Annotated in this window: 16 protein-coding genes; 7 read left to right on the top strand and 9 right to left on the bottom strand. The window is 40.6% G+C overall.

Annotated features, from left to right (window positions below; all coding sequences use genetic code 11):
• Nucleotides 1-217 precede the first annotated feature (217 nt).
• Nucleotides 218-1402 (bottom strand): NAD(P)/FAD-dependent oxidoreductase, encoded by a 1185-nt coding sequence (locus H4J41_RS09420; RefSeq protein WP_182135867.1) that lies wholly within the window; start codon nucleotides 1400-1402, stop codon nucleotides 218-220.
• A gap of 284 nt (nucleotides 1403-1686) precedes the next feature.
• Between H4J41_RS09420 and H4J41_RS09415 the strand changes: the two genes are divergently transcribed.
• Nucleotides 1687-3210, top strand: coding sequence for a hypothetical protein (locus tag H4J41_RS09415; RefSeq protein WP_182135866.1), 1524 nt, complete (start codon nucleotides 1687-1689; stop codon nucleotides 3208-3210).
• 361 nt (nucleotides 3211-3571) lie between these two features.
• On the opposite strand, the gene H4J41_RS09410 is transcribed toward H4J41_RS09415, so the two are convergent.
• Complete coding sequence (locus H4J41_RS09410) at nucleotides 3572-4045, bottom strand: peroxiredoxin (RefSeq protein ID WP_182135865.1); 474 nt, start codon at nucleotides 4043-4045, stop codon at nucleotides 3572-3574.
• Nucleotides 4046-4561: 516 nt separating this feature from the next.
• Between H4J41_RS09410 and H4J41_RS09405 the strand changes: the two genes are divergently transcribed.
• On the top strand, nucleotides 4562-5920 hold the full coding sequence (locus tag H4J41_RS09405) for a dicarboxylate/amino acid:cation symporter (RefSeq protein ID WP_182135864.1): 1359 nt from the start codon (nucleotides 4562-4564) through the stop codon (nucleotides 5918-5920).
• Between the two features lie 150 nt (nucleotides 5921-6070).
• Here the strand turns inward: H4J41_RS09405 and H4J41_RS09400 are convergent, their stop codons facing one another.
• The 3 genes from H4J41_RS09400 to prlC are packed head-to-tail and all read right to left on the bottom strand — an operon-like array spanning nucleotide 6071 to nucleotide 9613.
• Nucleotides 6071-6862, bottom strand: coding sequence for a class I SAM-dependent methyltransferase (locus H4J41_RS09400; RefSeq protein WP_182135863.1), 792 nt, complete (start codon nucleotides 6860-6862; stop codon nucleotides 6071-6073).
• Nucleotides 6852-7565 (bottom strand): DNA-3-methyladenine glycosylase I, encoded by a 714-nt coding sequence (locus H4J41_RS09395; RefSeq protein ID WP_182135862.1) that lies wholly within the window; start codon nucleotides 7563-7565, stop codon nucleotides 6852-6854. Before H4J41_RS09395 ends, H4J41_RS09400 begins: the two co-directional genes overlap by 11 nt.
• Nucleotides 7566-7570: 5 nt before the next feature.
• A complete protein-coding gene (gene prlC, locus H4J41_RS09390; RefSeq protein WP_182135861.1) occupies nucleotides 7571-9613 on the bottom strand; it encodes an oligopeptidase A in 2043 nt (680 codons plus the stop codon).
• 258 nt (nucleotides 9614-9871) lie between these two features.
• On the opposite strand from prlC, the gene gorA reads away from it, so the two are divergent.
• From gorA to H4J41_RS09370, 4 genes are all read left to right on the top strand, one after another.
• Nucleotides 9872-11224 carry a glutathione-disulfide reductase gene (gorA, locus tag H4J41_RS09385; RefSeq protein WP_182135860.1) on the top strand — a complete coding sequence of 451 codons (1353 nt, stop codon included), beginning with the start codon at nucleotides 9872-9874 and terminating at the stop codon, nucleotides 11222-11224.
• A gap of 196 nt (nucleotides 11225-11420) precedes the next feature.
• Entirely contained in the window at nucleotides 11421-12332 is a 912-nt protein-coding gene (gene menA / locus H4J41_RS09380) for a 1,4-dihydroxy-2-naphthoate octaprenyltransferase (RefSeq protein WP_182135859.1), read from the top strand.
• A gap of 541 nt (nucleotides 12333-12873) precedes the next feature.
• Nucleotides 12874-15618 (top strand): DNA polymerase I, encoded by a 2745-nt coding sequence (gene polA / locus H4J41_RS09375; RefSeq protein ID WP_182135858.1) that lies wholly within the window; start codon nucleotides 12874-12876, stop codon nucleotides 15616-15618.
• Between the two features lie 402 nt (nucleotides 15619-16020).
• Complete coding sequence (locus tag H4J41_RS09370; RefSeq protein WP_220460981.1) at nucleotides 16021-18870, top strand: pitrilysin family protein; 2850 nt, start codon at nucleotides 16021-16023, stop codon at nucleotides 18868-18870.
• A gap of 533 nt (nucleotides 18871-19403) precedes the next feature.
• Here the strand turns inward: H4J41_RS09370 and H4J41_RS09365 are convergent.
• Together H4J41_RS09365 and H4J41_RS09360 are read right to left on the bottom strand one after the other, a co-directional pair.
• On the bottom strand, nucleotides 19404-20927 hold the full coding sequence (locus tag H4J41_RS09365) for a S10 family peptidase (protein ID WP_182135857.1): 1524 nt from the start codon (nucleotides 20925-20927) through the stop codon (nucleotides 19404-19406).
• A gap of 459 nt (nucleotides 20928-21386) precedes the next feature.
• On the bottom strand, nucleotides 21387-21965 hold the full coding sequence (locus H4J41_RS09360; protein WP_182135856.1) for a HutD family protein: 579 nt from the start codon (nucleotides 21963-21965) through the stop codon (nucleotides 21387-21389).
• A gap of 251 nt (nucleotides 21966-22216) precedes the next feature.
• Here H4J41_RS09360 and H4J41_RS09355 point away from each other — a divergent pair, with 251 nt between their 5' ends.
• Nucleotides 22217-22723 carry an outer membrane beta-barrel protein gene (locus tag H4J41_RS09355; RefSeq protein ID WP_182135855.1) on the top strand — a complete coding sequence of 169 codons (507 nt, stop codon included), beginning with the start codon at nucleotides 22217-22219 and terminating at the stop codon, nucleotides 22721-22723.
• A 172-nt stretch (nucleotides 22724-22895) separates the two neighbouring features.
• On the opposite strand, the gene H4J41_RS09350 is transcribed toward H4J41_RS09355, so the two are convergent.
• Together H4J41_RS09350 and H4J41_RS09345 are read right to left on the bottom strand one after the other, a co-directional pair.
• The gene (locus H4J41_RS09350; RefSeq protein WP_182135854.1) at nucleotides 22896-23516 is read right to left on the bottom strand and encodes a cytochrome c; all 621 of its coding nucleotides are present in this window, start codon (nucleotides 23514-23516) and stop codon (nucleotides 22896-22898) included.
• A gap of 244 nt (nucleotides 23517-23760) precedes the next feature.
• On the bottom strand, nucleotides 23761-24993 hold the full coding sequence (locus H4J41_RS09345; protein ID WP_182135853.1) for a cytochrome c: 1233 nt from the start codon (nucleotides 24991-24993) through the stop codon (nucleotides 23761-23763).
• Nucleotides 24994-25148: the final 155 nt, after the last annotated feature.

Raw genomic sequence — 25148 nt, 5'->3', positions numbered from 1 at the left:
TTTGCTGGAAAAACAAGTTAATCTTACCTACGGTCACTAAAAATCACGCGGGCTTAAAGCTGTTTTGCTCGAGTACGACTTTGAAAAGCGATTGTTTTAGATTACCTAAGGCGATCTGAAGTAATTAGTTCAATAGAAAACTTAATGTCTATTGAACTAGTGATATTAAGCTAAATACGCGAAAACCCTATTAGCAAATCATAAACATAAGCAACTATTAAACCGCTTGCCCACAAGCTACGCCGCTGCTCCAGGCAAACTGGAAATTATAGCCGCCTAACCAACCGGTTACATCTATTGCTTCACCAATAAAATATAAGCCTTTGGCTTTCTTCGCTTCGAAGGTTTTTGATGATATTTCGTCAGTGTCTACGCCACCTAAAGTCACTTCAGCCGTGCGGTAGCCTTCCGTGCCATTGGGCTTTATTTTCCAGTGATGTAGATATTGGCCTAGGTAAGTAACTTCGTCATTACTGATTTGGTTGATGGCTTTATCAGGAATATCTTTTTGTTTCACTAAAGCTTCAATAAAGCGCTTGGGTAGCACAGTTGAGAGCATATTTTTTAATGATTTTTGCCCACTGGTTTCACGCCATTCATTGATTAACTCATCGACAGGTGATGCTGGCAGTAAGTTAATGGTTACCGCTTGTCCTGCACGCCAGAATGACGAAATTTGTAAGATAGCGGGGCCAGATAAACCACGGTGGGTGAATAAAATATTTTCTTTGAATTTTGTGCCATCTTCACTGGAAACTTCAGTCGCTATGCTGATACCTGATAACCCATCAAACTTTTGTTTGTCGTGATCGTGCAAGGTAAAGGGCACTAATGCGGCGATTGTCGGTAATACCTTCAGGCCAAATTGTTCGGCAACTTTATAGCCAATTGGGCTGGCACCTAATTTCGGCATGGTTAAGCCACCCGAGGCAATAATTAATGACTCACATTGGTAGCTTTCATCGGCGGTAATGACTTCATAACCGGTCGCATTTTGGTTGACTGAGATCACTTCGCTGCGCATGGCAATATTGACACCGGCCCATTCACATTCGGTCATCAAAATATCAACGATGTCTTGAGCACTGTTGTCACAAAATAACTGCCCTATGGTTTTATGATGATAATTAAGGCCATGGCGGTCAACAAGCTCAATAAAGTCTTGCGCGCTATAACGGCTAAGGGCAGATTTTGCAAAATGAGGGTTTTGGCATAAGTAATTTTCTGGACTGGCATTTTCATTAGTGAAATTACAGCGACCACCACCAGAAATTAAAATTTTTCTGCCCGGTTTTTTACCCATATCAACCACAGTAACACTGCGGCCTCGATAGCCCGCAGTTGCTGCTGCCATTAAACCTGCGGCGCCGGCACCAATAATAACTACATCAGAAAATATCAACGAAATACCCTAATTTATGCTTTAAATGCCAGCATTATACGTGAGATGACGAAGCAGGGCGATAAGATAAAGCGCAAAGTTTTTTAATCCAAAGCTAACGCGGTAAGTGAGTTTTGTAAAGAAAGGTATAGATAAGTAAAGAAGTGCAAAGATACTGTGAATTCTCGAACTTAATCCTAAAATACAGCTCTACAAAGTGCTTTTTAGCTGTTTCAGCTGTAAGCATAAACTCTCTGGCAGCGACCTCTGCGCAGTGATAGCCATTAACTTTATTGGAACAATATATGCGCTTAAAATCCAACCTATTTTCAACTATTTCGTCTGCAAAGCTAGTGTTATTTTCATCAGCATTATTAGTACTTGCTGGCTGTGGCGGCAGTGATGATAGTGATAATGTCGGTTATGTTAAATTTTACAATAGTTCGAAAAATGCTCCTGATATTATTTTAACCCTTGATCAAGACCTCGAATCAGACGATGACGACGACGCCGATAATTATGAAGTAAGCTTTAATGGCGTTGCCTACACTGAAGCCTTAAGTAAATTTGAAATAGAGACCAACAACTATTTTTATGAAATGGCTTGGCAAGATGAAGACAGCAGCGACCGAGACGATTTAGAGATAGTTGCGCAAGGACAAATTGCAGTAACCACAGATACTATTCAACTATTAGTGCTAACTGATGATATTACGTCGCCACAAGTTGAAAGCTACAGTATCGAGGTACTTGACGATGACGAGGATGATGAGGAGGACTTATTTAACTTACGAGTGTTAAATTTACACCCAGAGTCAGTCGGTGTTGATTTTTACATGTCAGGGTCGGATGAAAGCTTTAATGAAGCCATATTAGTGGGTCAATATAACTATAAGCAGTTATCAGATAATCAAAAATTTGACCAAGACGAATATATTTTCTATATCACTAAGTCGGGTACTCAAGAGGTTTTGTTTACTTCAGACGAGATAGATTATGCCTATGCGGCACAGTATGTGATGATTGTGCGCGAAAATACCGGTTCAGGTGTTTCCCCTTATGCCTTGGATAGAATGTCCAACTCATCAATAACCGAGCATTTAGACACAGATTCTGAAGCACAGTTTAGAGCCTATAACGCGATTAAAGCACATGAACTAATCCCAAATTATACCGGTAGCTTGGATATTTATATTAATGGTGTTGACGATGAAGCTGAAATAACAGCACTTGCGCAGGGTAACTTCAGTTCGACAATAGTGCAGAACAAGGGGGATTACAGCCTAGATTTATTGATTCCAGGTAGCTCAGAACGCCTTTTAAGTAACCACTTACTAAGCTTGGCTGAAAACAGCAATAAAACCGTTTTCTTTTATTTAAATGAAGAAAATGTTGATCATGACGGCGATGGTGACGTAGATGAGGATGGTGATGGTATTGTTGATGAAATTGAAGTGACCATTAATTCGCTTGTGGTCCCTAATAGTACGCGTGAAAGTATCTACGATCATAAAATCACCATGATTGATTTAGTCGATAGTGACGATTTTAATCTGGTAAAATTCTATTTTGTTCGTAGTAATGAAACCATAGAAACCGCCCTGTATAACCGCAGCGCTGTGTATACTCAGCCTGAATCAATTTACCTACAAAACAATACGTATCAGGTGTTTGCAATAGCAGAGGTAGATAGTAGTGAGATTATTTTATCGAGTTTTCAACTGATACTGGATGCAGAGTCAGATGAGCTATTTTTAATCGCTGAAACTGATATTAATGCGCCAACCGGTTATCGCATCGAAATGATAAAGCAAACTGACGACGAGTAACTAACGACTAAGTTGATTGAGTATAAGCTCCTAGCTTGACAAAAAACTTTACAATAGCTGGGCAAATACAAAAGGCTTACCTCAATTAATAGGTAGGCTTTTTTTTTGTTGATTTTACTTTGATATCAACGAAAAAATCTAATTTATGTTTTAAAAAAACAGCGTTATAGGTGAGATAAGGCACTAGCGCGATACGATAAAAAAGCGCTTGTTGCTCTCTAATATTCGCTGGCTTGCTTACCTAGCCTTGAGGTTATTTACTTCGAGGGTTATTTGTCTTGCTGTAACCGGTAAAAAAACAGTGGGCAATAAAAAGGGAGCCATTGCTCCCTTTTTGCTTTAATAGCAGATTAAATTGCTTTTACAGCTGTTTAAGAATAGTTTCAGCATTACTGATTTCAAATTCTTGAGGCTTTTCAACGTTTAAGTTTGTTACAACACCATTGTCGATCACCATAGAATAGCGTTGCGAGCGTAAGCCACCAAACGCTGCTGTGTCCATTTCAAGACCCAGTGCTTTGGTATAGCTACCATCGCCATCAGCCAACATCATCAGGTTTTCAGCATTTTGTGCTTTACCCCAAGCTGACATTACGAAAGCGTCATTAACCGCGACGCAAATAATAGCGTCAACGCCTTTTGCTTTTAACTCGTCAGCAGCAACCACATAGCCAGGTAAATGCGTTACCGAACAGGTTGGGGTAAAGGCGCCAGGTACAGCAAACATCACCACTTTTTTGTTAGCGAAAAGTTCTGACGTTTTGTGGGTGATCATCTCACCATCTTTTAATTCTTGAAGTTGCCCATCAGGCATAGTTGCATTTAATGTGATCATAATATTTCCATTGTTGTGGTTATTGAGATAAAAGCCGTTTTACGGATTTACATAGATAATTTTAATTGTGCGGCTCGAGTATAGTTTCTACAAAGAAATCTAGGCTTATCGATAATATGAGCAAGCTTATATCCATTTCTTTTTCTTAAGTATACGTAAAGACTTTACCATGCGCGCACTAGCTAAATAAACCTGCTTTTAGTTTAGAATAATGCGAGGTACTGCGCACGTAAATGCATGAATAATTATTATATCATTTAATGGCTGTGTTTTAAGCGCTCTGAAATATTGCTGCTTAAGCGTTATCACTCGTTTCCTAACAGTGAGGACTTGTGAAAGCTTGATATTAATCAAAATGATCTTAATCTTTCCTGATTTTAGCGCTCGTTGTCATGGTAATTACACTAATAGTTATTATGCTTATATCAGGAAAATTCTCAATCTTTGGTTACGCCATTAATCAAGGGTGAGCTGGTAGTGTAAGGGTAAAACCAGCATTAATAATCAGGAATAAAAATGACACAATCAAAATTATTTTTTAATCCATTAAAAAACTTAGCTGACCAATTTGATAAGTTGGTTGAAGGTAAATTATGGCTGAAAGTTATCATTGCCTTAGCACTAGGGGTTATTTTTGGCGTGTTAATGGGGCCTGATTTAGGCTTGCTTTCAGCTGGAACCGTTAAAATTATAACGGCTTGGCTTGCCTTACCCGGACAAGTGTTTTTAGCGATTATTCAAATGATTGTTGTGCCCTTGGTGGTTGCTTCAATTGTGAGAGGGCTGGCGGCTAATAATAATCCGGCAGCGATGAAAAAAAATGGCATGATCGCTTTATTATTTATCATGGTATCAACGGCATTTGCCGCCGCAGTGGGGATTGTGCTAGCGCTTAATATACAACCAGGGAATTTTGTTGATGCCACCTCATTAATTGATGCTAACGTGGCACCTATGGTTAATAACGTGGCTAAAGGATTTCCTGCCGCCGCAGAGTTCCCTAGTAAAGTTTCAGCCCTGATACCTAAAAATCCACTGGCATCTATGGCGTCTGGTGAAATGTTGCAAGTTATATTGTTTGCCGCCGTTTTAGGCGCGGCTTTACTGTCTATTCCTGCGCAGCAGTCTAAACCATTATTTGACCTTTTAGGTGCTTTACAAGAGGTAAGTTTACGTATTGTGTCATGGGCCATGCTCTTAGCACCTTTAGCTGTTTTTGGCTTAATTACCCGCTTAGTCGCCAACCTTGGTTTGAATGTGCTAACCGGCATGGCTATTTACATGGCCACGGTATTATTAGGCCTATTGATTATTGCGATTGCTTATTTTATTGTCGCCAAAATAACCTTGGCACAGCGTTTTGGCGAGTTTTTTGTGAACGTGCGAGAGTTACTTTTACTGGCGTTTTCCACCAGTAGCTCGGCTGCGGTAATGCCATTAACCTTGCAAGTTGTTGAAGATAAGTTAAAAGTAAAACCTGAAATCTCCCGATTCTTAGTGCCATTGGGGGCAACCATTAATATGACAGGAACGGCACTTTATCAAGGCGTAGCGACAGTATTTCTTGCGCAGGTTTTTCATGTCGATTTAACCTTAACCAGTTATATATTTATTGTCACTATGTCGGTGGCGGCATCGATTGGCTCACCCGCAACGCCAGGAGCAGGGATTATCATTTTAAGCATGGTACTCGAAGGTGTGGGTATACCCGCTGCCGGTATTGCACTGATTCTTGGGGTTGATCGGATATTAGACATGTGCCGAACCTCAGTCAATGTGCTTGGCGATGTGGTTACCTGCACAACCGTACAATACGTGACGACCAACGCGGCGCCAGACGAAAGTATCTCAAAGCTCGATAGCCCTGTTGGATAACTCAATTCAGAGCGTTAATTGCAGTGATGGCAGTGTGAAGTTTGGTCGTTCTAGGGAGCAAGGGCAAAACATGACAGGATTAAAAATAAGGCATGCAAAGTACAGAGCATGCCCATATTTCGTTAATTATAGTTCGTTAATTATAGTTCGTTAATTATTTTTCGGGATCGCTTGATTTACATAAACATCAAAGCGATTTTTTTTCATATTAATACTGGTTGACGGTGCTTTACCGGCTAGCGGTGGTGCATAGCTTGGGCGTTTAACCACCACACGATATTTGGCTAAGGCAATGGCGGGTGCTAGTAAGTTGTCTGCATCCAGGTCTTCACCCACTAGCGATTGAAATACGCGCATTTCTTTTTTAACTGCAGCTGACTTCTCACGGTGCGGATACATAGGATCAAGGTAAATTACATCCGGTTGTTGGGCTAACGGAATATCTGCAATCAATGACGAGCTAATTAAACTCATGCGCTCGGTAATATCATTAATTTCAGTGCTGAGTTTTGCACGCTCTAAACCGTCTTCGAGTAAGGCGGCTACAATCGGCATACGTTCCATCATGGTTACGTAACAACCTAAGGTCGCTAAGACAAAGGCATCACGGCCTAAGCCGGCGGTGGCATCTAGTACCTTGGGGGTAAAACCATGTTTTAAGCCCACCGCTTTAGCAATATCTTGACCTCGGCCACCACCAAATTTTCGCCGATGGGCGGTTGCGCCATCAACAAAATCAACGCAAATAGCGCCAATTTTTGGCTCATCAAGTTTACTCAGTTCTAAGCGTTGCATATTAACTTGTAAGGCAAACAGTAAGTGAGGATGATTTTTTATTGCGGCAATATCACCGATATAATCAAGTTGCCATTTTTTGGCGATTTTTTTTGCCTTGTCGACATCGACAGAATCTACATAGGCAACAGCAATGTTATTCAGCATCGATAACCTCTTCTAAATGAACATGATTATCACCCGTCGCGTAAGCAATTAAACGACTGAGTTGGCCGAGTGACAAGTCACACTGTGTTTGCCAGTCATTAAAGCTTGTTTGAATGGCGTTTAAGCTAGATTTTGTTTGAATACCACCAGTAATAATGTCGTGAGCGCGAAAGTAAGCTTCAACATCTCGGCTCAGAATAAAGGTGTCTTTACCTAACGCGCGCAGCGCATAAGGCCCAGTATTTCCGCCTAGGCGTTGACCCTGTTTTTTCAAATAAGCCCATAAGCCAATAATGTCAGCACTGGGCCACTGGGCAATAAATTCAGCAAAGCTATGGCCTTGTTGCTGCTGGTCAAAGATCATCAGCGCATTAGCTTTAATGGTTTTAACTTTATTAAAGTTACGGATTATTTTAGGATCGCTGGCTTTTCGCTCCATCATTTCTTCCGGCATCATTAAGACTTTTTCAATAGTAAAATTGAAAAAGCTTTCTTCGAAATTGGGCCATTTATTTTCCACTACGCGCCAAACAAAACCCGATTGAAAAACCTTTTTACTGAACTCAGATAAAAATCTGTCGTCAGTTATTGTGGGTAATAAATGATCTCGGTTACCTGGGCCTAATAATATATTAAGTCTAGCCGCACCGCCTTTGCGAGCAGCGGCGCGTTGATAAATATCGTCAAATTTTTCTAATGCCATTGTGATTAACCTGTGATGCCACTATGACGTAGTAAGGCATCTATATTGGGCTGTCGACCACGGAAGGCTTGAAAGAGTTCGCTTGGCTCTTTTGAACCGCCCATTTCCAGTATATTGGTTAAAAAGTCATGACCCACGCTTTGGTTGAAAATACCTTCGTCTTCAAAGCGAGAAAAAGCGTCACTTGATAATACCTCGGCCCATTTGTAGCTATAATAGCCAGCGGCATAACCGCCACCAAAAATATGGCCAAAGCTGTGTTGAAAACGGTTGAACTCAGGCGCTTTAATAACCGCGTAGTCTTGGCGTACTTTATCTAGCACTTGCTGAATTTGATCACCTTTTTCTGGGCAATATTCTGCATGCATTTTAAAATCAAACAAGCTGAATTCAAGTTGGCGGATCATTTGCATTGCGGATTGAAAGTTCTTGGCCGCTAACATTTTGTCGAGCATGTCTTGCGGTAAAGCTTCATCAGTTTGGTAGTGACCTGAAATAAAGGCAAGTGCTTCTGGCTGCCAGCACCAGTTTTCTAAAAACTGGCTAGGTAGTTCAACCGCGTCCCACGGCACACCGTCGATACCCGAAACACCCGCGGCGTTAATTTGCGTTAGCATGTGATGAATACCATGGCCAAATTCATGGAATAAGGTCACGACTTCGTCATGGGTAAATAATGCCGGTTTATTCCCAACTGGGCCATTAAAATTACAGGTCAGGTAAGCAACTGGGTATTGAATGTCGCCATTAGCTAATTCACGACGGCCGACACAATCGTCCATCCAAGCGCCGCCACGTTTTTTCGAACGGGCGTATAAGTCTAAATAGAAGCTGCCTCGACGTTGCTGTTTACTGTCAAAGACATCGAAAAATTTGACATCTTTATGCCAAGTATCTACCCCTTTACGTTCGCTGATATTTAAACCAAACAAGCGATGCACCACTTCAAATAAGCCGGCAACCACTTTGCTTTCAGGGAAATAAGGTCGTAGTTCTTCGTCAGAAATGGCGTAACGCTCTTGTTTTAGTTTTTCACTGTAATAGGGTAAATCCCATGCTTGTAAATCACTTTGGGCAAAATTTTGTTTCGCAAAGGCGGTCACTTCGACTAAGTCTTGTTCACCTTGCGCTTTTGACTTAACCGCTAGGTCTTCTAAAAAGCCTAATACTTCATGGCTGTTATTGGCCATTTTTGTTGCCAATGATTTATCGGCAAAGCTGTTAAATCCTAGTAAGTTGGAAATTTCATGACGCAAAGAAAGTAATTCCGCCATAATAGGGCTGTTGTCATATTCGCCGCCGTTTGGCCCTATTTCAGAGGCGCGGGTAACATAGGCGCGATACATTTTTTCGCGTAGCGCTTGATTGTCGCAATAGATCATCACGGGTAAGTAGCTTGGAATGTCTAAGGTAAATAACCAACCGGTTTTTTCTTGTGCTTGTGCTAAAGCTTGTGCCGCTTCTTTTGCGCTTTCAGGTAAACCGGCTAAGTCTGCTTCATCAGTAATATTAACGCTAAAGGCTTGCGTGGCGTCGAGAATATTATTACCAAAAGTTGAGCTAAGTTCTGATAAGCGGGTCGATATTTCACCGTAGCGCTTTTTATCTTGCTCGTTCAGTGCAATGCCTGAGAGTTTGAAGTCTTTTAAGGTGTTACTGATGACTTTTTGTTGCGCTGTGTTAAGTGCTGTAAACGCTGCACTGTCATTTAATTGCTGGTAGGCCGCAAATAATCCGGCGTGCTGGCCAACAAAAGTACCGTATGCAGATAAAAGTGGTAAACATGACTCATAAGCATCGCGCAGCTTATCGCTATTGACCACTGAATTCATATGCGAAATGGGTGACCATAATTTACCTAACACATCATTTACTTCATCAATAGGGGCAACTAAATTGTCCCAAGTGAATTGGGTATTGTTTGCTAATACATCCGCAATCACTGTTTTACACTCTTTGATGGCTTGTTCAACCGCAGGTTTAACATGTTCTGGCTTGATTTTAGAAAATTGCGGCAGTGATGTCTTTTGTAATAATGGATTGGTCATAAAATTCGCATGTTTGCTAGATGATGCTGTAGATGTAATGGCAGATCAGTCGATAATCAAGGTGTAGCTTTCACTATTTAACACTAGAGAGGCAATTGAGAGAAAAATTTGAAATTTAATCGTTAAATATTATGTCATTTGCTGTCATAAAGAGGCAATAATGACCGGCATTGGCTGCGATGCTTGAATTTTGATGCTTTAAGTGCAATATAATCACTTGATGCTTTAAGCGCAATATAATCACATAGGAATAATAATATGACACAACATTTTGACTACATTTCGATTGGCGCCGGCAGTGGCGGTATCGCTTCTGCAAACCGAGCTGCACGTTTAGGCAAAAAAGCCGCCGTTATTGAAGCTAAGCATATTGGTGGCACCTGTGTGAATGTCGGTTGTGTACCAAAAAAGGCGATGTGGTATGCCGGACAAATTGCCGATGCATTACACTACGCGAATGACTACGGTTTTAAAGCGCCATTACAAAGCTTTGACTGGTCAAAGTTAGTAAAAAACAGAGAAGCTTATATTGAACGCATTCATGCGGCTTATGCGCGTGGTTTTGCCAGTAATGACGTTACCGTGATCAAAGGCTTTGCTAAGTTTGTTGATAAAAACACCTTAGACGTTGACGGGGTTTTATATACCGCTGACCATATTACCATTGCAACAGGTGGACGCCCAAGTCGTCCAGATATTGAAGGGGCTGAGCATGGTATTGACTCAGATGGCTTTTTTGCTTTAACCGAACAACCTGAAAAAGTTGCCGTGGTGGGGGCGGGTTATATTGCTGTTGAGCTTGCCGGTGTGTTGCATGCGCTAGGCAGCGAAGCTCATTTATTAGTGCGTAAAGAAAAGCCATTACGTAATTTTGATGACATGCTAAGCGATACGTTAGTAGAGCAAATGGCCAAGCATGGTCCAACACTACACACCATGAGTGTGCCAACGCGGGTTGAGAAACATCAGGATGGCAAATTAACCATTCATTTAGAAAATGGCCATAGTGTCGGCCCAGTAGACAGCTTAATTTGGGCGATTGGTCGTGAGCCAGCAACCGATAATATTAATATTGCCTCAGCAGGTATTGAGCTTGATGAACGGGGTTTTATTCCCACAGATAAATATCAAAATACGGATGTTGATGGTATTTATGCCGTTGGTGATAATACTGGCCGAGCCCAGTTAACGCCGGTTGCCGTCGCTGCTGGACGCCGCTTATGTGAGCGTTTGTTTAATAATAAGCCAGATTCGTATTTAGACTATTCCAATATAGCTACAGTGGTGTTTAGTCATCCGGTTATTGGTACGGTGGGTTTATCAGAAAAAGAAGCGATAGAAGAGCATGGCGAAGCGCAAGTTAAGGTTTACAGCTCTCAATTTACCGCTTTATATCAAGCGATTACTGAAGATTATCGTGACCCTACTCGCATGAAATTAGTCTGTGTAGGTAAAGAAGAAAAAATAGTGGGTATTCATAGCATAGGTTTTGGTAGCGATGAATTATTACAAGGCTTTGCGGTTGCCATGAAAATGGGCGCAACTAAGGCTGACTTTGATAATACTGTGGCTATTCACCCAACCTCAGCAGAAGAATTTGTCACTATGTAATTCATTAGGCTGTAGCTAATTAGGACATTAAGCGTGTTTTTGCGTTAATGTAAACGCTGTATTCATCATAGGGTACAGCGTTTTTTTATTTTTCAAAGTTTAAGTTGATCTAGCTTCTTTTATGTCTAAATATTGGCTAGTCATTGTCTACATATAAGATAAGGTCAATAACCCTAATACTTCAACAGCCAAGCTAATGTTAATAAAGTCTCCACTCAAGTCTCAGCTCAAATCTCAGATCAAATATTGGTGGCTAGCCATTCGGCCTCGCACTTTACTCGCCTCCATGGGTCCTATTTTATTAGGCACAGCATTGGCGACCCGTGAGGTTGACATTAACATGGCTATATTTTTCTCGGCCTTAGTCTGTGCTATGTCACTGCAAATTGCGGTTAATTTAGCGAATGACCTTTTTGATAGTTTATCTGGGGTAGATAACGAACAAAGAGTGGGGCCGGTAAGAGTGGTGCAAGCGGGCTTAATCTCATTATCAGCGATAAAGCTTGGCTTAGCACTAATATGCACTGTTGCCATGCTTTCAGGGCTTTATCTTGTGGTTGAAGGGGGTTGGTGGATATTGGCGCTTGGCGTGTTGTCATTGTTAGGCGTGTTTGCTTACAGTGCTGGACCCTTTCCATTGGCGTCAAATGCTTTGGGTGAAGTTACCGTGTTAATTTTCTTTGGCTGGGTGGCAGTGCTTGGCAGTTATTATTTGCAAACGGGCAGCCTTTCATTACTCGCCTTTGGCTTAGCCACCAGTGCAGGATTGTATAGCAGCGCCATTATGCTGGTGAACAATATTAGAGACATTGCTACGGATCAAGCGGTAAAAAAATATACCTTGGCGGTTATTTTAGGTGAACACAAGGCCAGAATGTTACTCGCTATGCTCATTACAGCTGCGTTAATTATTCATGCAATATTTGCCATACAGGTATCGTTTATACTTTGGCTCACTACTATTTTACTTGTGGCGCCAAGTTATTATGTGATCAAAAAAGGCTTTACCTTGCAAGGATCGGCACTTAATTCATTATTAGCTAATGTTGCTCAAGTAGGTTTTTTATATTGCTTTAGTGTCGCTTTGAGCGTGATGATATTTTTGTAATAACGGGGTGACAGTGAATGGAAAAATAGATGTACGATTTTGTCATATTTTGTCATGTTTTGTCATAGTGAAGACCAAGATTATTTAAATTTTTACAACAATTAAATTTATATAATTAAGCTAGCCCTTGTCAAATATAGCTTATGTTTTTTTGTTATTTAAAGGTGTCATAAAACGGTAAAAATAGTTTAACAATTGTCTGGTAATGAGGTTGTTTTCTGGTAACCTCTTAGCTCGCTTATTTATGTTGTTCGTTAATTAAACAGCTAAATTTAAGCTGAGAGATTTATTTATCCACATAATAAAAAAATAATAATAAATATTTGAAAAGGATTTCAGACTTACCTTTTTTCATCTAATACAAGTAGTTAAATAATAGTTGCCGTAAAGTTCGCCAGAGCTTTAAGGTTTTTCATTGTGGTTTTCAACATACTTATCCACAATTATTGCTAATTGATGCGCCTAAATATAATGAATAGCTAGAGACAATTTGCCGATTATGGCATGCTTAGCCAATCTTTCTCCCAGTTATAAAATTATCATGCCAACTTCTGACCAATCACCGCTTATTTTAGTCGATGGTTCATCTTATTTATTTCGTGCTTATCACGTGCCATATTTGCAAGCTTTATCCACTTTAGACGGCCAACCTACCGGTGCTATTACTGGCGTTTTGAACATGTTCAGAAGTCTAAAAAAAGACTATCCCAATGGCAACATCGTGGCGATATTTGATGCCAAAGGGAAAACCTTTCGTAATGATATGTATGCTGAATATAAAGCTAATCGCCCGCCCATGCCGGATGATTTACGCACGCAAATTGCGCCAATACATGAAATTATTGTTGCCATGGGTTTACCGCTGTTAGTTATTGATGGCGTAGAGGCTGATGATGTTATTGGCACTTTATCGCATCAAGCCACCGCTTTAGGCATTGAAACCGTGATCTCAACCGGTGATAAAGATATGGCTCAGTTAGTTAACCCGCATGTGCGTTTAATTAACACCATGACCAATGTAGAAATGGATGAAGCAGGCGTTATTGAAAAATTTGGTGTGCGCCCTGATCAAATCATCGACTACCTTGCTTTGATGGGTGATAAAGTGGATAACATTCCTGGCGTAGAAAAGTGTGGACCTAAAACAGCGGTAAAATGGTTAACCGCACACCCTAGCTTAAAAGAAGTTATGGCACATGCCGACGACGTTAAAGGCAAAGTCGGTGAAAACTTACGTAGCGCTTTAGCACACCTGCCGCTTTCTTATGAACTTGCCACTATTAAGCTAGACGTTGACCTTGAGCAAAGCGTTGCTGAACTGCAACCTAAAGCACCAGATACTGAAACATTAAGAACGCTTTACCAAAAATTTGAATTAAAACGTCTATTAACTGATTTAGACGCTGGCGATAGCAAAGCGGATACTGCAGTTAAACCAAGTAGCGAAGCGGTTGCCGACTTGCCTGCTGACGTTGACACTGAATATGACATTATTCTTGATAAAGCCAGCTTTAATGTTTGGCTTGAAAAATTAAGCGCTGCTGAGCTGTTTGCTTTTGATACTGAAACCACCAGCGTTAACTATATGAAAGCTAAACTGGTCGGTTTATCATTTTGTATTGAAGCCGGTAAAGCGGCTTATGTGCCACTAACGCATGATTATATTGATGCGCCAGAGCAGCTAGCACTCGACTGGGTGCTTGAGCAACTTAAGCCATTATTAGAGAGTGAAACCTGCTGTAAAGTGGGGCAAAATTTAAAATACGATGCCAATGTGCTCTCGCATTATAATATTGCCATGAAAGGTATTGCTTTTGACACCATGCTTGAGTCTTATTGTTTGAACAGTGTGGCAACGCGCCATAACATGGACGCGCTAGCAGAAAAATATTTAGGCTATAAAACCGTACATTTTGAAGATATCGCTGGTAAGGGCGCAAAGCAGCTGACCTTTAATCAAATTGAAATTGAAAAGGCTGGTCATTATGCTGCTGAAGATGCTGATATTACCATGCGTTTGCATCAAGCCATTTACCCACAATTAGCCAAAGTGAGCTCGCAGTTATCTGTTTTTACCGATATTGAAATGCCATTACTGCCTGTACTTGCTCGCATGGAGCAACATGGGGTATTAATTGACTGCGATATGTTGGCTCAACAAAGCCAGTCCATTGGTACACGTTTAGCTGAATTAGAGATTGAAGCGCATAACCTCGCAGGTAAAAGCTTTAACTTAAGCTCGCCTAAGCAATTGCAGGTAATTTTGTTTGAAGAGCTAAAAATACCGGTTATTAAGAAGACCCCTAAAGGTGCGCCTTCAACGGCAGAAGAAGTGTTACAAGAATTAGCCTTAGACTATCCATTACCGAAAGTGATTTTAGAAAACCGTGGTTTAAGTAAGTTAAAGTCAACTTATACCGACAAGTTACCCTTACTAGTTGGGGCAACCACTAACCGTGTTCATACCTCTTATCAACAAGCGGTTACCGCAACAGGGCGTTTATCTTCGACCGATCCAAATCTGCAAAACATTCCTATTCGTAGTGAAGAAGGACGTAAAATACGTTTGGCTTTTATTGCTCCGCCTGAGCATAAAATTGTTGCGATAGATTATTCTCAAATTGAATTACGCATTATGGCGCATTTATCAGACGACCCGGGCTTAGTTAAAGCGTTTTCTGAAGGCAAAGACGTGCATAAAGCAACGGCAGCTGAGATATTTGCCGTACCGCTTGATGAAGTCACTATAGATCAACGCCGCAGCGCGAAAGCGGTTAACTTTGGTTTGATTTATGGTATGTCGGCATTTGGCTTAGCAAAACAACTTAATGTGCCTCGCCATACTGCACAAGCCTATATTGATAAATACTTTGAGCGTTATCCTAATGTTTCTCAGTATATGGAAGATACTCGTCAACAAGCCACTGAAACAGGTTATGTAGAAACCTTATTTGGTCGTCGACTGTATTTACCGGACATTAAAGCAAAAAATGCCATGCGCAAAAAAGCCGCTGAACGTGCAGCGATTAACGCACCTATGCAAGGTACTGCGGCTGATATTATCAAAAAAGCCATGTTGGCGGTTGATGCTTGGATACAAGCGCAAAACGATCCTAGAATCAAAATGACCATGCAAGTACACGATGAATTAATTTTTGAAATTCACCAAGATATCGTTGAGAAAACTACAGCAACCTTGGTTGAAATTATGAATAATGCCATCACCATGAGTGTGCCATTAATTGCCGAAGCCGGCATTGGTGATAACTGGGAACAAGCGCATTAGTGATATCAAAGGGGTATTACTATTGATTGGTTGAAATTAATATCCTTGCTGCACGTTCTTATTAAATAACGCCGAGTGATCCCTTCATGGTGTGTTGTTATTCAGGCCTCTATTCAGAGGCCTTTTTTTACACCATTTTTCTCTTATTCAATATTCACTCATTCAAGCTCTAAGGCATGTGTTGAATGAAGCAACTGTACTTGTGATGTTTATCTGCCTTCGGTCTATGGCGACTAAATTACCTTAGACGAGCAAGCTCAGGCATAGGCACAGGTGAACTTTACATTAAGCTAAAGGTCAACAGTGGAATAATATCACTTAGCTATTGTACTTATGCACAATGGCGATAAAATCATAGCCGCTCTACTAAATTTATATCATGATTGAATCGAGGAAAATATTTTGAAGAAATGGACGTTACCGCTGTTACTGACTTGTTTAGTCGCCTGTGAAAATACTGATAAGTTGCAAACCCAAACACCTGATCGCATTGTTGATGGCATCACTTTTGTTGAGCAAGTGCGTACAGCAGCGAAAAAAACGGTGATCCCATATCAAAAATATGTTTTAGATAACGGGTTAACTTTGATTTTGCATCAAGACAGTTCAGACCCTTTGGTTCATGTTGATATGACCTATCACGTGGGTTCTGGCCGCGAAGAAATTGGTAAGTCAGGTTTTGCGCATTTTTTCGAACATATGATGTTTCAAGGCTCAGAAAATGTTGCTGACGACGAGCACTTTAAAATAGTCACTGAATCTGGCGGCACCATGAATGGCACCACCAACAGCGATCGCACGAATTACTTTCAAACCGTACCAGCGAATCAACTAGAAAAAATGTTGTGGCTTGAAGCTGACCGCATGGGATTTTTAGTGGATGCCGTGACACAAGAGAAATTTGAAATACAACGTGAAACCGTAAAAAACGAACGTGGCCAAAGTTATGAAAATCGTCCTTATGGACTGTTGCGAGAACGTGTTGCAGAAGCTATGTATCCTGTAGGTCATCCTTATTCATGGCAAACCATAGGTTATATTGACGATTTAAATCGCGTTAATGTGAATGACTTAAAAGCCTTTTTCTTGCGTTGGTATGGCCCTAATAATGCCACATTAACCATAGGCGGTGATCTTAATGTTGCTGACACTTTGGCAATGGTGAGCAAATATTTTGGCACTATTCCTCGTGGCCCAGCGGTAAAAATGCCTGAAAAATCTAGCTTTACACTCGAGGCTGATCGCTATATTTCTATGGAAGACAATGTGCATTTACCTTTAGTGTATATGTCGTATCCAACGGTGAGTGTTAGGCATAAAGACGAAGCCGCACTAGATTTACTCTCGAGTATTTTAGGTGGGGGCAAAACCTCATTACTTTATAAAAACTTAGTTAAAAATCAGTTGGCTGTGCAAGCCTCGGCAAGTCATCCTTGTGCGGAGCTCGCCTGTACTTTTAATATGTTAGCACTTCCACATCCAGCGTCAGGTAACACCTTGGCAGATATGGAAAAAGTGATTCGTGCTAGCTTGCTTGAATTTGAAAGTCGTGGTGTTGAAGATGACGATTTAATCAAAGCAAAAGCCGAAATGGAAGCTAGCTTTGTCTTTGGTTTGCAAAGTGTAGCCGGTAAGGTCAGCCAGTTGGCAGCGAATGAAACCTTTAAAGGCAATCCAAATTATATTGAGCAAGACATTGCCCGTTATGCCAAGGTCACCAAAGCTGATGTAATGCGTGTTTATGAAAAATATATCAAAAATAAACATGGCGTGATCATGAGCATAGTACCAAAAGGGCAAAAATTATTAGTTGCTGCGCCAGATAACTTCACACCATCAGCACGGGTTATCCCTGAACGTGCGATGACTTCAGATACCGACTTACAAGTGCGTAAAGCACAAGACAATTTTGACCGTAGCCTTATGCCGGTTGCTGGGGCAAATAAAGCCGTTGAAGTACCCAAAATGTGGCGCGAAACTTTTGCTAATGGTATGAAAATACTGGCAACACAAAGCAGCGAGACACCAACTACCTCCATGTTGATCAAAATCCCTGCGGGTCATTATTATGAAAGTAAAGAAAAGGCTGGCACAGCAGCACTTTTAGCCGCCATGTTAAATGAGTCTACCACCAAACGTAGCGCTGAAGACATGAGCAAAGCCCTGCAAAAATTGGGTGCTTCGGTTAGTATCTCAGCGGGTAATAACTATTTATCAGTCAATATAAACACCTTAACTAAGCATATAGACGCCACGCTTGCCTTAGTTTATGAAAAATTAACCATGCCGGCTTTTTTGCCAAGTGAATTTGAGCGTAATAAAAGTAACGCCATTCAAGGTGCTATTAATGGTAAAAAAGATGCCGGATATTTAGCGTCAAATGCTTATCGCCAGTTACTGCATGGCGATAATATTGCGGCAACTTCTAGTACCGGTTCAGAAGCCTCATTAGCTAATATTGAACTAGCCGATATTAAAGTACTTTATCAAGCGCAAGTTCAGCCAAATGGCAGTGAAATAATATTGGTGTCAGATTTAAACCAACGCGATATTTTGCAGTCGTTGAGTATCTTCAAAGCACAGACGGGCGAAGGCAAAGAGCTGTTATTAACCTTACCCGACTCAAATGCTAAGCGCGGCGTTATTTATTTAGTAAATAAAGACAATGCCACGCAGGCTGCTATTCGTATGGGTAAACGTTCACTTACTGAAGATATTACCGGTGAATACTATCGAGCTTACTTAATGAACTTTGCCTTAGGCGGGGCATTTAATAGCCGTATTAATCTAAATTTACGTGAAGATAAGGGCTACACCTACGGTGCGCGTTCGTATTTTTATGGTGATAAATTCTCTGGCACCTTTACCGCGAGCGCAGAGGTACGGGCTGATGTAACAGACAAGTCAATTGTTGAGTTTGTGAAAGAAATTACCCACTATGCGCAGCAAGGAATTAGCGATGAAGAGTTAGCTTTCATGCGCAACGCCATCAACCAAAAAGATGCGTTAAAATATGAAACACCAGGTCGTAAACTCGGATTTTTAGCACAAATTTTAGAGCATGATCTCACGGCTGATTTTGTCAAAGAGCGCAATGACATTGTGGCTAATATCACTAAAGCAGACATTAACGCGTTAGCGAAAAAGCATTTAGTTTTAAGCGAAATGCTAATGGTGGTAGTGGGCGACGCTAAGACCTTAAAACCTCAGCTTGAGGCCTTAGGTTACCAAGTGATTAATTACGAAATTTAAACGAACGTAATGCTACTCAAGGCTGCCAATGGGTGGCCTTTTTACTTTCTGTGAATTATTTTTTACAGGGAGGAAAGAATGAGAAGGGATTAAAGGAAGTTTAAAGATAAGTTTTTAGCTGTCAGCTGTCAGTAAGTTACAGGAAGTTTTAAGATCTATTTTGCTGTGCTTTACCTCCTGCTTGTCTCCCTGTGAATTATGTTATTTTTTTTACAGGGAGGAAAGAATGAGAAGGGAATGAGAAGGGATTAAGGGAAGTTTAATGACAAGTTTTTAGCTTGGTTTTGCTGTGCTTTTCCTCCTGTTTCTCTCCCTGTGAGATGTTTTTACAGAGAGTAAGCAATGAGTAGGGCACTTAAGAAATTCAAGGTGCTGAGCTTTGCTTTCAAAGTAACAGTACTTGGTGTTGGTAGTTTTTTGCAGGTAAAAAGTTTAGAGATAGGATAGGTTGGGTTGATAGGCATAGCTAGAAATAAGGTTGCCAGTGCCTAGGCACTGACAACCTTGATTAACGCAGTAAAATACTGGCTACATTAGCGTTTGCTGGGATATTTTGCTGGTGTAGTTTTATTCGGTAAGGTGGCTTGCATAAACTCACGAAGATCTTGGTTAGACGCTTCTAAATCTTGATAACGTAAATACATCATATGACCACTTTTATAACCCTTAAATGATAATCTGTCTTGCATTTTACCACTTGGGTCAATTTGGGATAAGGTATATTTAGCATCAAAATAGTTGGTGGCACCATCATAGTAACCTGACTGTATCATCACATTTAAGTACGGATTTTGCGCCATCGCTAAACGTAAGTTTTCACCGGTTTTATTGTTGCTTCTATCCCAAGGATGCACATTACCGAACATATTATATTTAAGGTCGGTTTTATAATTGAGCTCTTCACGTAAATAATAATTTATTGCTGGCGTAAAGCTGTGCAACCAAGAGGTTAATTCAGCGTTGTAATCAGGGCTGCTACCGGTAACTTTTTCATCGATACCTAAATAGCGAGAATCTAAACGACCCACGGTTTGCTCGCGATTACGCAGTATTTCCTTCCAAAAATAAGACGCTTCAATATCTAAGTTATTACGCAAGACTTCTTGTACCGATAAACCAGAATATAGAGCGACTTGTTCGGCGATGCGCTGCTTTTCATCTTGAGCAATAAAGCCACCTTTGGCGAGCGCGGGCAAGTACTGCTCAAGGGTGAATTTTTCAATTTCAGGTAAAATGTCTAATAGATCTTTATTTTGCAAATCGTCAGCAAGTGCTTTGTGGTACCAAGCGGTTGCAGCAAAATAAGGTAAACGATTGGCTGCTTTTACCGGGCCGTCACGTTTGATACCAATATCCGTGGGTGACACTAAAATAACGCCATTAAGGTACATCCACTGGCGCGATTGTAGTTCTAACGCTAAGCCTGCAACACGGGTAGTGCCATAACTTTCGCCAATAAGGTATTTGGGTGACTGCCAACGGTTATGGCGGGTAACAAAGGTGTTAATCCACTCTGCCAAGTATTTAATGTCAGCATTTACGCCAAAGAACATTTTCTTTTGCTCTTCTTTTGACGGCATTTTACCTTCTTTATTCGGTAAAACTCGTGAATAGCCGGTATTGACTGGGTTAACAAAGACAATATCAGCGCTGTTTAAAATGGAGAAGTCATTGGTTTTTACGCCGTATGGCTGTAATGGAAAACCTTCGTTGTTGACATTAAGTACTTTAGGGCCGGTATAAGCGACATGCATCCAAACAGAGGCAGAACCTGGGCCACCATTGAATGAGATAAGTAACGGCCGAGCGGCTTTGTCTTTTACATTTGCGCGTTGATAATAGGTATAAAAAAGGCTGGCAGTAGGCTTACCCTCTTCGTCCCAAACCGGTTGAGTACCGGTCGTGGCGGTGTAATCAAATTTCTTGCCATTCACTTTTGTACTATGAGTGCTGGTATTACTTTCATCAATGGCAATTTTGCGTTCAAACTCTGCATTGGCCAAGGGTGATAAGAGTAATAGTAGGCTAGTTAACCTTATAAAATACTTAATGGTCATAATATTGTCCTTAGGGTTAAGGCGTAGTTTTTATTTTGTCTCTTGAGCCTACGTCAGCATTAAGAAAAAGTCATAATTAAAAGTTAGAACGAGTATTTCTAGCGATTAGTAACCTTAACGACTGATTAAAACTCGGCGTACTAAAATAGGGTTTGTTTATGTATTTGAATGAGTAAGTCAGTTTAAAAGCTTAGTTATCACCTGTAGGTCGGTATTCATTTTAAAGACGGTTAAATTTCATTTAACTTAATGGACTAAAGTCCACTCTACATTGGACCCACATTGAACCTAGATTGGGCTTGCATTCAGTCTGTATTGAGCTTACAAAGTGACTATGTATGGTGCTGCGGTTTTAGGTTGTTTTTTTGTAGGTCGGACTTTAGTCCGTCAACTGTTAGTGCGACCACTTAAATTTTTACTTAAGTGAGTAAACTGTGTCAATTACACCGGCCTAAAAAGTCAGGTGCAATTCGTTAGATAAACAACAATAAGGTGCTCACCGCTTAGGCTGGCGAAGTTGTTGGGTAAGTCGGTTATTTTTACTAAGTGTTGAGCAGGTAAAGTGATGACTTCTTGGCTCTGGTTTAAGGTCAGTGTGGCGTCTTTGAATAAGCTATAAATAAAGCACAGGGCGCTTGTTTCAAGTAAATAATTCTTCGCACTTTTTTGGCAGCTTACCTTGCTGTTAAAGGCCGATGTTTGGGTGATAACATTAAAGTCGGTTATTTCATTAGTATGTAAGTTGCCAACGGTTTTATTGCCACCATCAAAAGTAGCCAGGTCTAATAGCTGGGTTAAACGGTCAATTTTATTATCATTGTGTTGTAAGTTGATGCCGTCTCCGTCAACTAAAATGAGGTTGCGGGTATAGCCAGTAAAATTAGAGAAAACGCCATCTTCAACCACACTTGCCATACTTAATCGCCAGTCGAACTTGTCTAAGCTGCCGCCTGGGTTTATCGCCATTTCAATGGTTTCTCCCTGACCATTTTTCCATGGTACGGTTTTAAATTGTCTGGGTTGAATAATTTCTATCATCTTATGTATCCTGATTAAACCGGCATATTCTGCTCATTGTTTAGATCATAGCGTGAAACTGAACCCAATGTCTTTGGCAAATGAGGTTTATTTAGCTCTCAGGCTAAATACATAAGTTGTTACTTATTTTTCTGATTTAACCCGGACAAAATAATTGCATAACGAAAGGCGCATTGTTAGCATGCGCGCTTTATTATCTCCCTTAACTCACTATTTAAACTCACTATTTAAATTAATAAAAGGATATTATTGTGTTTAAAAAATCTTTAATTGCACTTTCTTTATTGGTATTACCTTTAACGGCTTCGGCTAACTGGTCAGCTGGCGCAGGCTATGCAGACTTATCACTTGAAAACCTTTCTTTAGGCGCTATTTATGGCGCTGTTGCTTATGAATTTGTCGAAGAGGGTAGTAAATTCTCACTAATACCTGAATTGCGTCTTGGCACCGGTATATCTGATGATAAAAGTCATAGTGTTAAAGTAGAAGTCGAACGCTTCACGGTACTTTCTGTTCGTGGCCAATACAATTATGATAATGGTTTTTATGTTTATGTGATGCCGTCATATGCCAACTTAGATCTGAAAGCCAGTTTCCGTGGCACGTCTGTCAGCGATGATGAATGGGAATTTGGTTTTGGTGTGGGTGTGGGTAAAAAACTGAACGAAAAAGTTAGCATTGAAGCGTCTTTTGAAAATTATGACACCACTGACACTGACACTGATGTGATAACTGTTGGTTTTAAATACGCTTTTTAAGCGCTTAAATAAACTTTATTATTTAAAAGGGCAGCCATAGTGCTGCCCTTTTATGTTCATAAAGAACGATGTCACGATCACATGCGAAAGCGTGACTTAATATAAAAAGCAGCGATTAACGCTGCTTTTTATAAATATTAACTTTTAAAAAGCTAATTAAATGGCTTAGGACTTATTTTAATGATGATGCGTACTGTGCCAGTGCGGTAATGTCTTCATCAGTTAAATTCGCAGCAACACCTCGCATCATGCCATTCATGTCATTATAACGTGAGCCATTACGAAATGCGTCTAACTGAATCTTTAAGTATTCAGCATTTTGGCCAGCAAGAGCAGGAAAACCAGCATTTGCCATGCCTTTACCATCAACACCATGACAGGCCGCACAGGCGGTAATTTCCATTTCGGCATTACCACCTAAATAAAGTTTTTTACCTTTCGCATTAGCGGTACCGTTGCCATCAGTGACTTTTTGATTGGCATAAAATGCTGAGATATCAGCCATGTCTTGCTCACTAAGTGCCATTGCCATACCACCCATGATGGCGTTTACACGACCTGATTTACCACCAGAGGTCATGCCTAATTTAAATTCAGTAAGTTGCTTAACTAAGTAGTTAGCACTCTGCCCCGCTAACTTAGGGTACATAGGCACAAGACTATTACCGTCAGCACCGTGACAAGCAGCACACATGGCTGCTTTGCCTTTACCTGCTTCGGCATCGCCTTGCGCTGCATTGGCAGTAGTGACTGCACTTAATCCTAATAAAACAGTAATGATAAATTTTTTCATTGATTTAGTCTCTGCTTGTCGTAAACACAATAAAGGGTTTACTTATAAAATTTGCTAAAATGTTGTTTTGGCATTCTACACGAATTTAATGGCTGTGAAATAATGTCATTAAAAAAACTAGCGAATACCAGTACAGTAAATTTTTTTGCTGCACTGGCAGTATAAAATCACGGCAATAAAAAGCAGCGATAAACGCTGCTTATATTGAGATTAAATAGCTGACGTTAGCCCATCTTGACTAATGTTACTTCATTGACGCCATGTATTTCGCTAACTCATCCATGTCGCTAGCTGAAAGCTTAGAAGCAACACTGCGCATCATGGAGTTGTAATCGTTATAACGCTCACCATTTTTGAATTGCATTAATTGTGCTTTTAGGTACGCTTCGTTTTGGCCAGCAATAACTGGGAAGCCAGCCTTACCGGAACCCTTACCGTTAACACCGTGACAAGCAACACAAGCGGTGATTTTACGTTTTGCATCGCCACCTAGATAAAGTTTCTTACCAATCTTAGAGCCTTCCAAATCAGCAACAATAATTTTTTGAGCGGCAAAATAGCTGGCAATCTCTACCATGTCTTGCTCACTTAATGCTGACGCCATAGGCCCCATCACCGCATTTTCACGCGCACCCGATTTAAACTCTTGTAACTGTTTTACAATGTAATCTGCATGTTGTCCTGCAAGTTTCGGGTAGATAGCAACAAGGCTGTTACCCTCGGCGCCGTGACATGCAGTACAAGTTGCGGCTTTGGCTTTACCGGCAATAACTTCAGCAGTTACCGGAGCTGATGGCGTTACTCTACGTGAAACCACGTTAGCAACGGCAGCAGTGTCAGCAAAGTAAGCTGCCATGTCAGCAATCTCATTGTTAGTCATGTTACCGGCAAATTGGTTCATGGCGTAGTTAATGCGATCTTTGTTTTTAAAATTCATTAACTGTGTTGCAATGTATTCAGGATGTTGATTGGCCAGGTTCGGATAAATTAATACCTTGCTGTTACCTTCGCTACCATGACAACCAATACATGAGGCAATATTGCGAGAAGGATCGCCTAATTCAAATAAGCTCTTACCCGCTGCAGGGTCAGGTACGTAAGCAGTAGGTGCTTTAATTGTCGCTGCGCTTGTACTTGCTTCAGTAGCGCTAGCATCTTGGCTTGCGCCATTACGCGGTAATGCTTCAAAGTAAGCCGCCAGATCAGCCATATCTTGCTCAGATAAACCTGCCGCCATTGAATACATTAATGAGTTTTCACGCTCACCTGATTTGAATGCTTTCAGTTGTACTACAATATAATCAGCATGTTGTCCCGCTAAATTAGGAAAGGTATCACTAATGCCAATACCATTTGCACCATGACAGCCAGCACAAGTAGCGGATTTAGCTTTACCTGCCTCTGCGTCACCAGTGGCGGCAACAGCAATATTAATACTTAGTAAGGTTATAATTAATGAAGTTAAAATATGTTTCATAGGAAAATTCTCAACATGCTTTGGTGTTTTTTATTGAATACATTCAATAAGCCAGAAAAATCGGGGATATCATACACCATTAAGGCTATTGCGCGGCTTGTTTAATAAAAAAAATTACCTAAATTCTAATACTATTGCATCTTTAGTATAAAAAA

Origin of the sequence: Colwellia sp. MB3u-45 (assembly GCF_014077005.1) — a bacterium.
Lineage (GTDB): Bacteria > Pseudomonadota > Gammaproteobacteria > Enterobacterales > Alteromonadaceae > Cognaticolwellia.
This window is presented reverse-complemented; position numbering and strand designations above follow the sequence as displayed.

Excerpts from the sequence above, each read along its gene's own strand:
- H4J41_RS09395 (WP_182135862.1), bottom strand. The coding sequence starts at position 7,565 with ATGGCATTAGAAAAATTTGACGATATTTATCAACGCGCCGCTGCTCGC.
- H4J41_RS09405 (WP_182135864.1), top strand. The coding sequence starts at position 4,562 with ATGACACAATCAAAATTATTTTTTAATCCATTAAAAAACTTAGCTGAC.
- H4J41_RS09410 (WP_182135865.1), bottom strand. The coding sequence starts at position 4,045 with ATGATCACATTAAATGCAACTATGCCTGATGGGCAACTTCAAGAATTA.
- prlC (WP_182135861.1), bottom strand. The coding sequence starts at position 9,613 with ATGACCAATCCATTATTACAAAAGACATCACTGCCGCAATTTTCTAAA.
- H4J41_RS09365 (WP_182135857.1), bottom strand. The coding sequence starts at position 20,927 with ATGACCATTAAGTATTTTATAAGGTTAACTAGCCTACTATTACTCTTA.
- H4J41_RS09415 (WP_182135866.1), top strand. The coding sequence starts at position 1,687 with ATGCGCTTAAAATCCAACCTATTTTCAACTATTTCGTCTGCAAAGCTA.
- gorA (WP_182135860.1), top strand. The coding sequence starts at position 9,872 with ATGACACAACATTTTGACTACATTTCGATTGGCGCCGGCAGTGGCGGT.
- H4J41_RS09350 (WP_182135854.1), bottom strand. The coding sequence starts at position 23,516 with ATGAAAAAATTTATCATTACTGTTTTATTAGGATTAAGTGCAGTCACT.
- menA (WP_182135859.1), top strand. The coding sequence starts at position 11,421 with ATGTTAATAAAGTCTCCACTCAAGTCTCAGCTCAAATCTCAGATCAAA.
- H4J41_RS09360 (WP_182135856.1), bottom strand. The coding sequence starts at position 21,965 with ATGATAGAAATTATTCAACCCAGACAATTTAAAACCGTACCATGGAAA.
- polA (WP_182135858.1), top strand. The coding sequence starts at position 12,874 with ATGCCAACTTCTGACCAATCACCGCTTATTTTAGTCGATGGTTCATCT.
- H4J41_RS09345 (WP_182135853.1), bottom strand. The coding sequence starts at position 24,993 with ATGAAACATATTTTAACTTCATTAATTATAACCTTACTAAGTATTAAT.
- H4J41_RS09400 (WP_182135863.1), bottom strand. The coding sequence starts at position 6,862 with ATGCTGAATAACATTGCTGTTGCCTATGTAGATTCTGTCGATGTCGAC.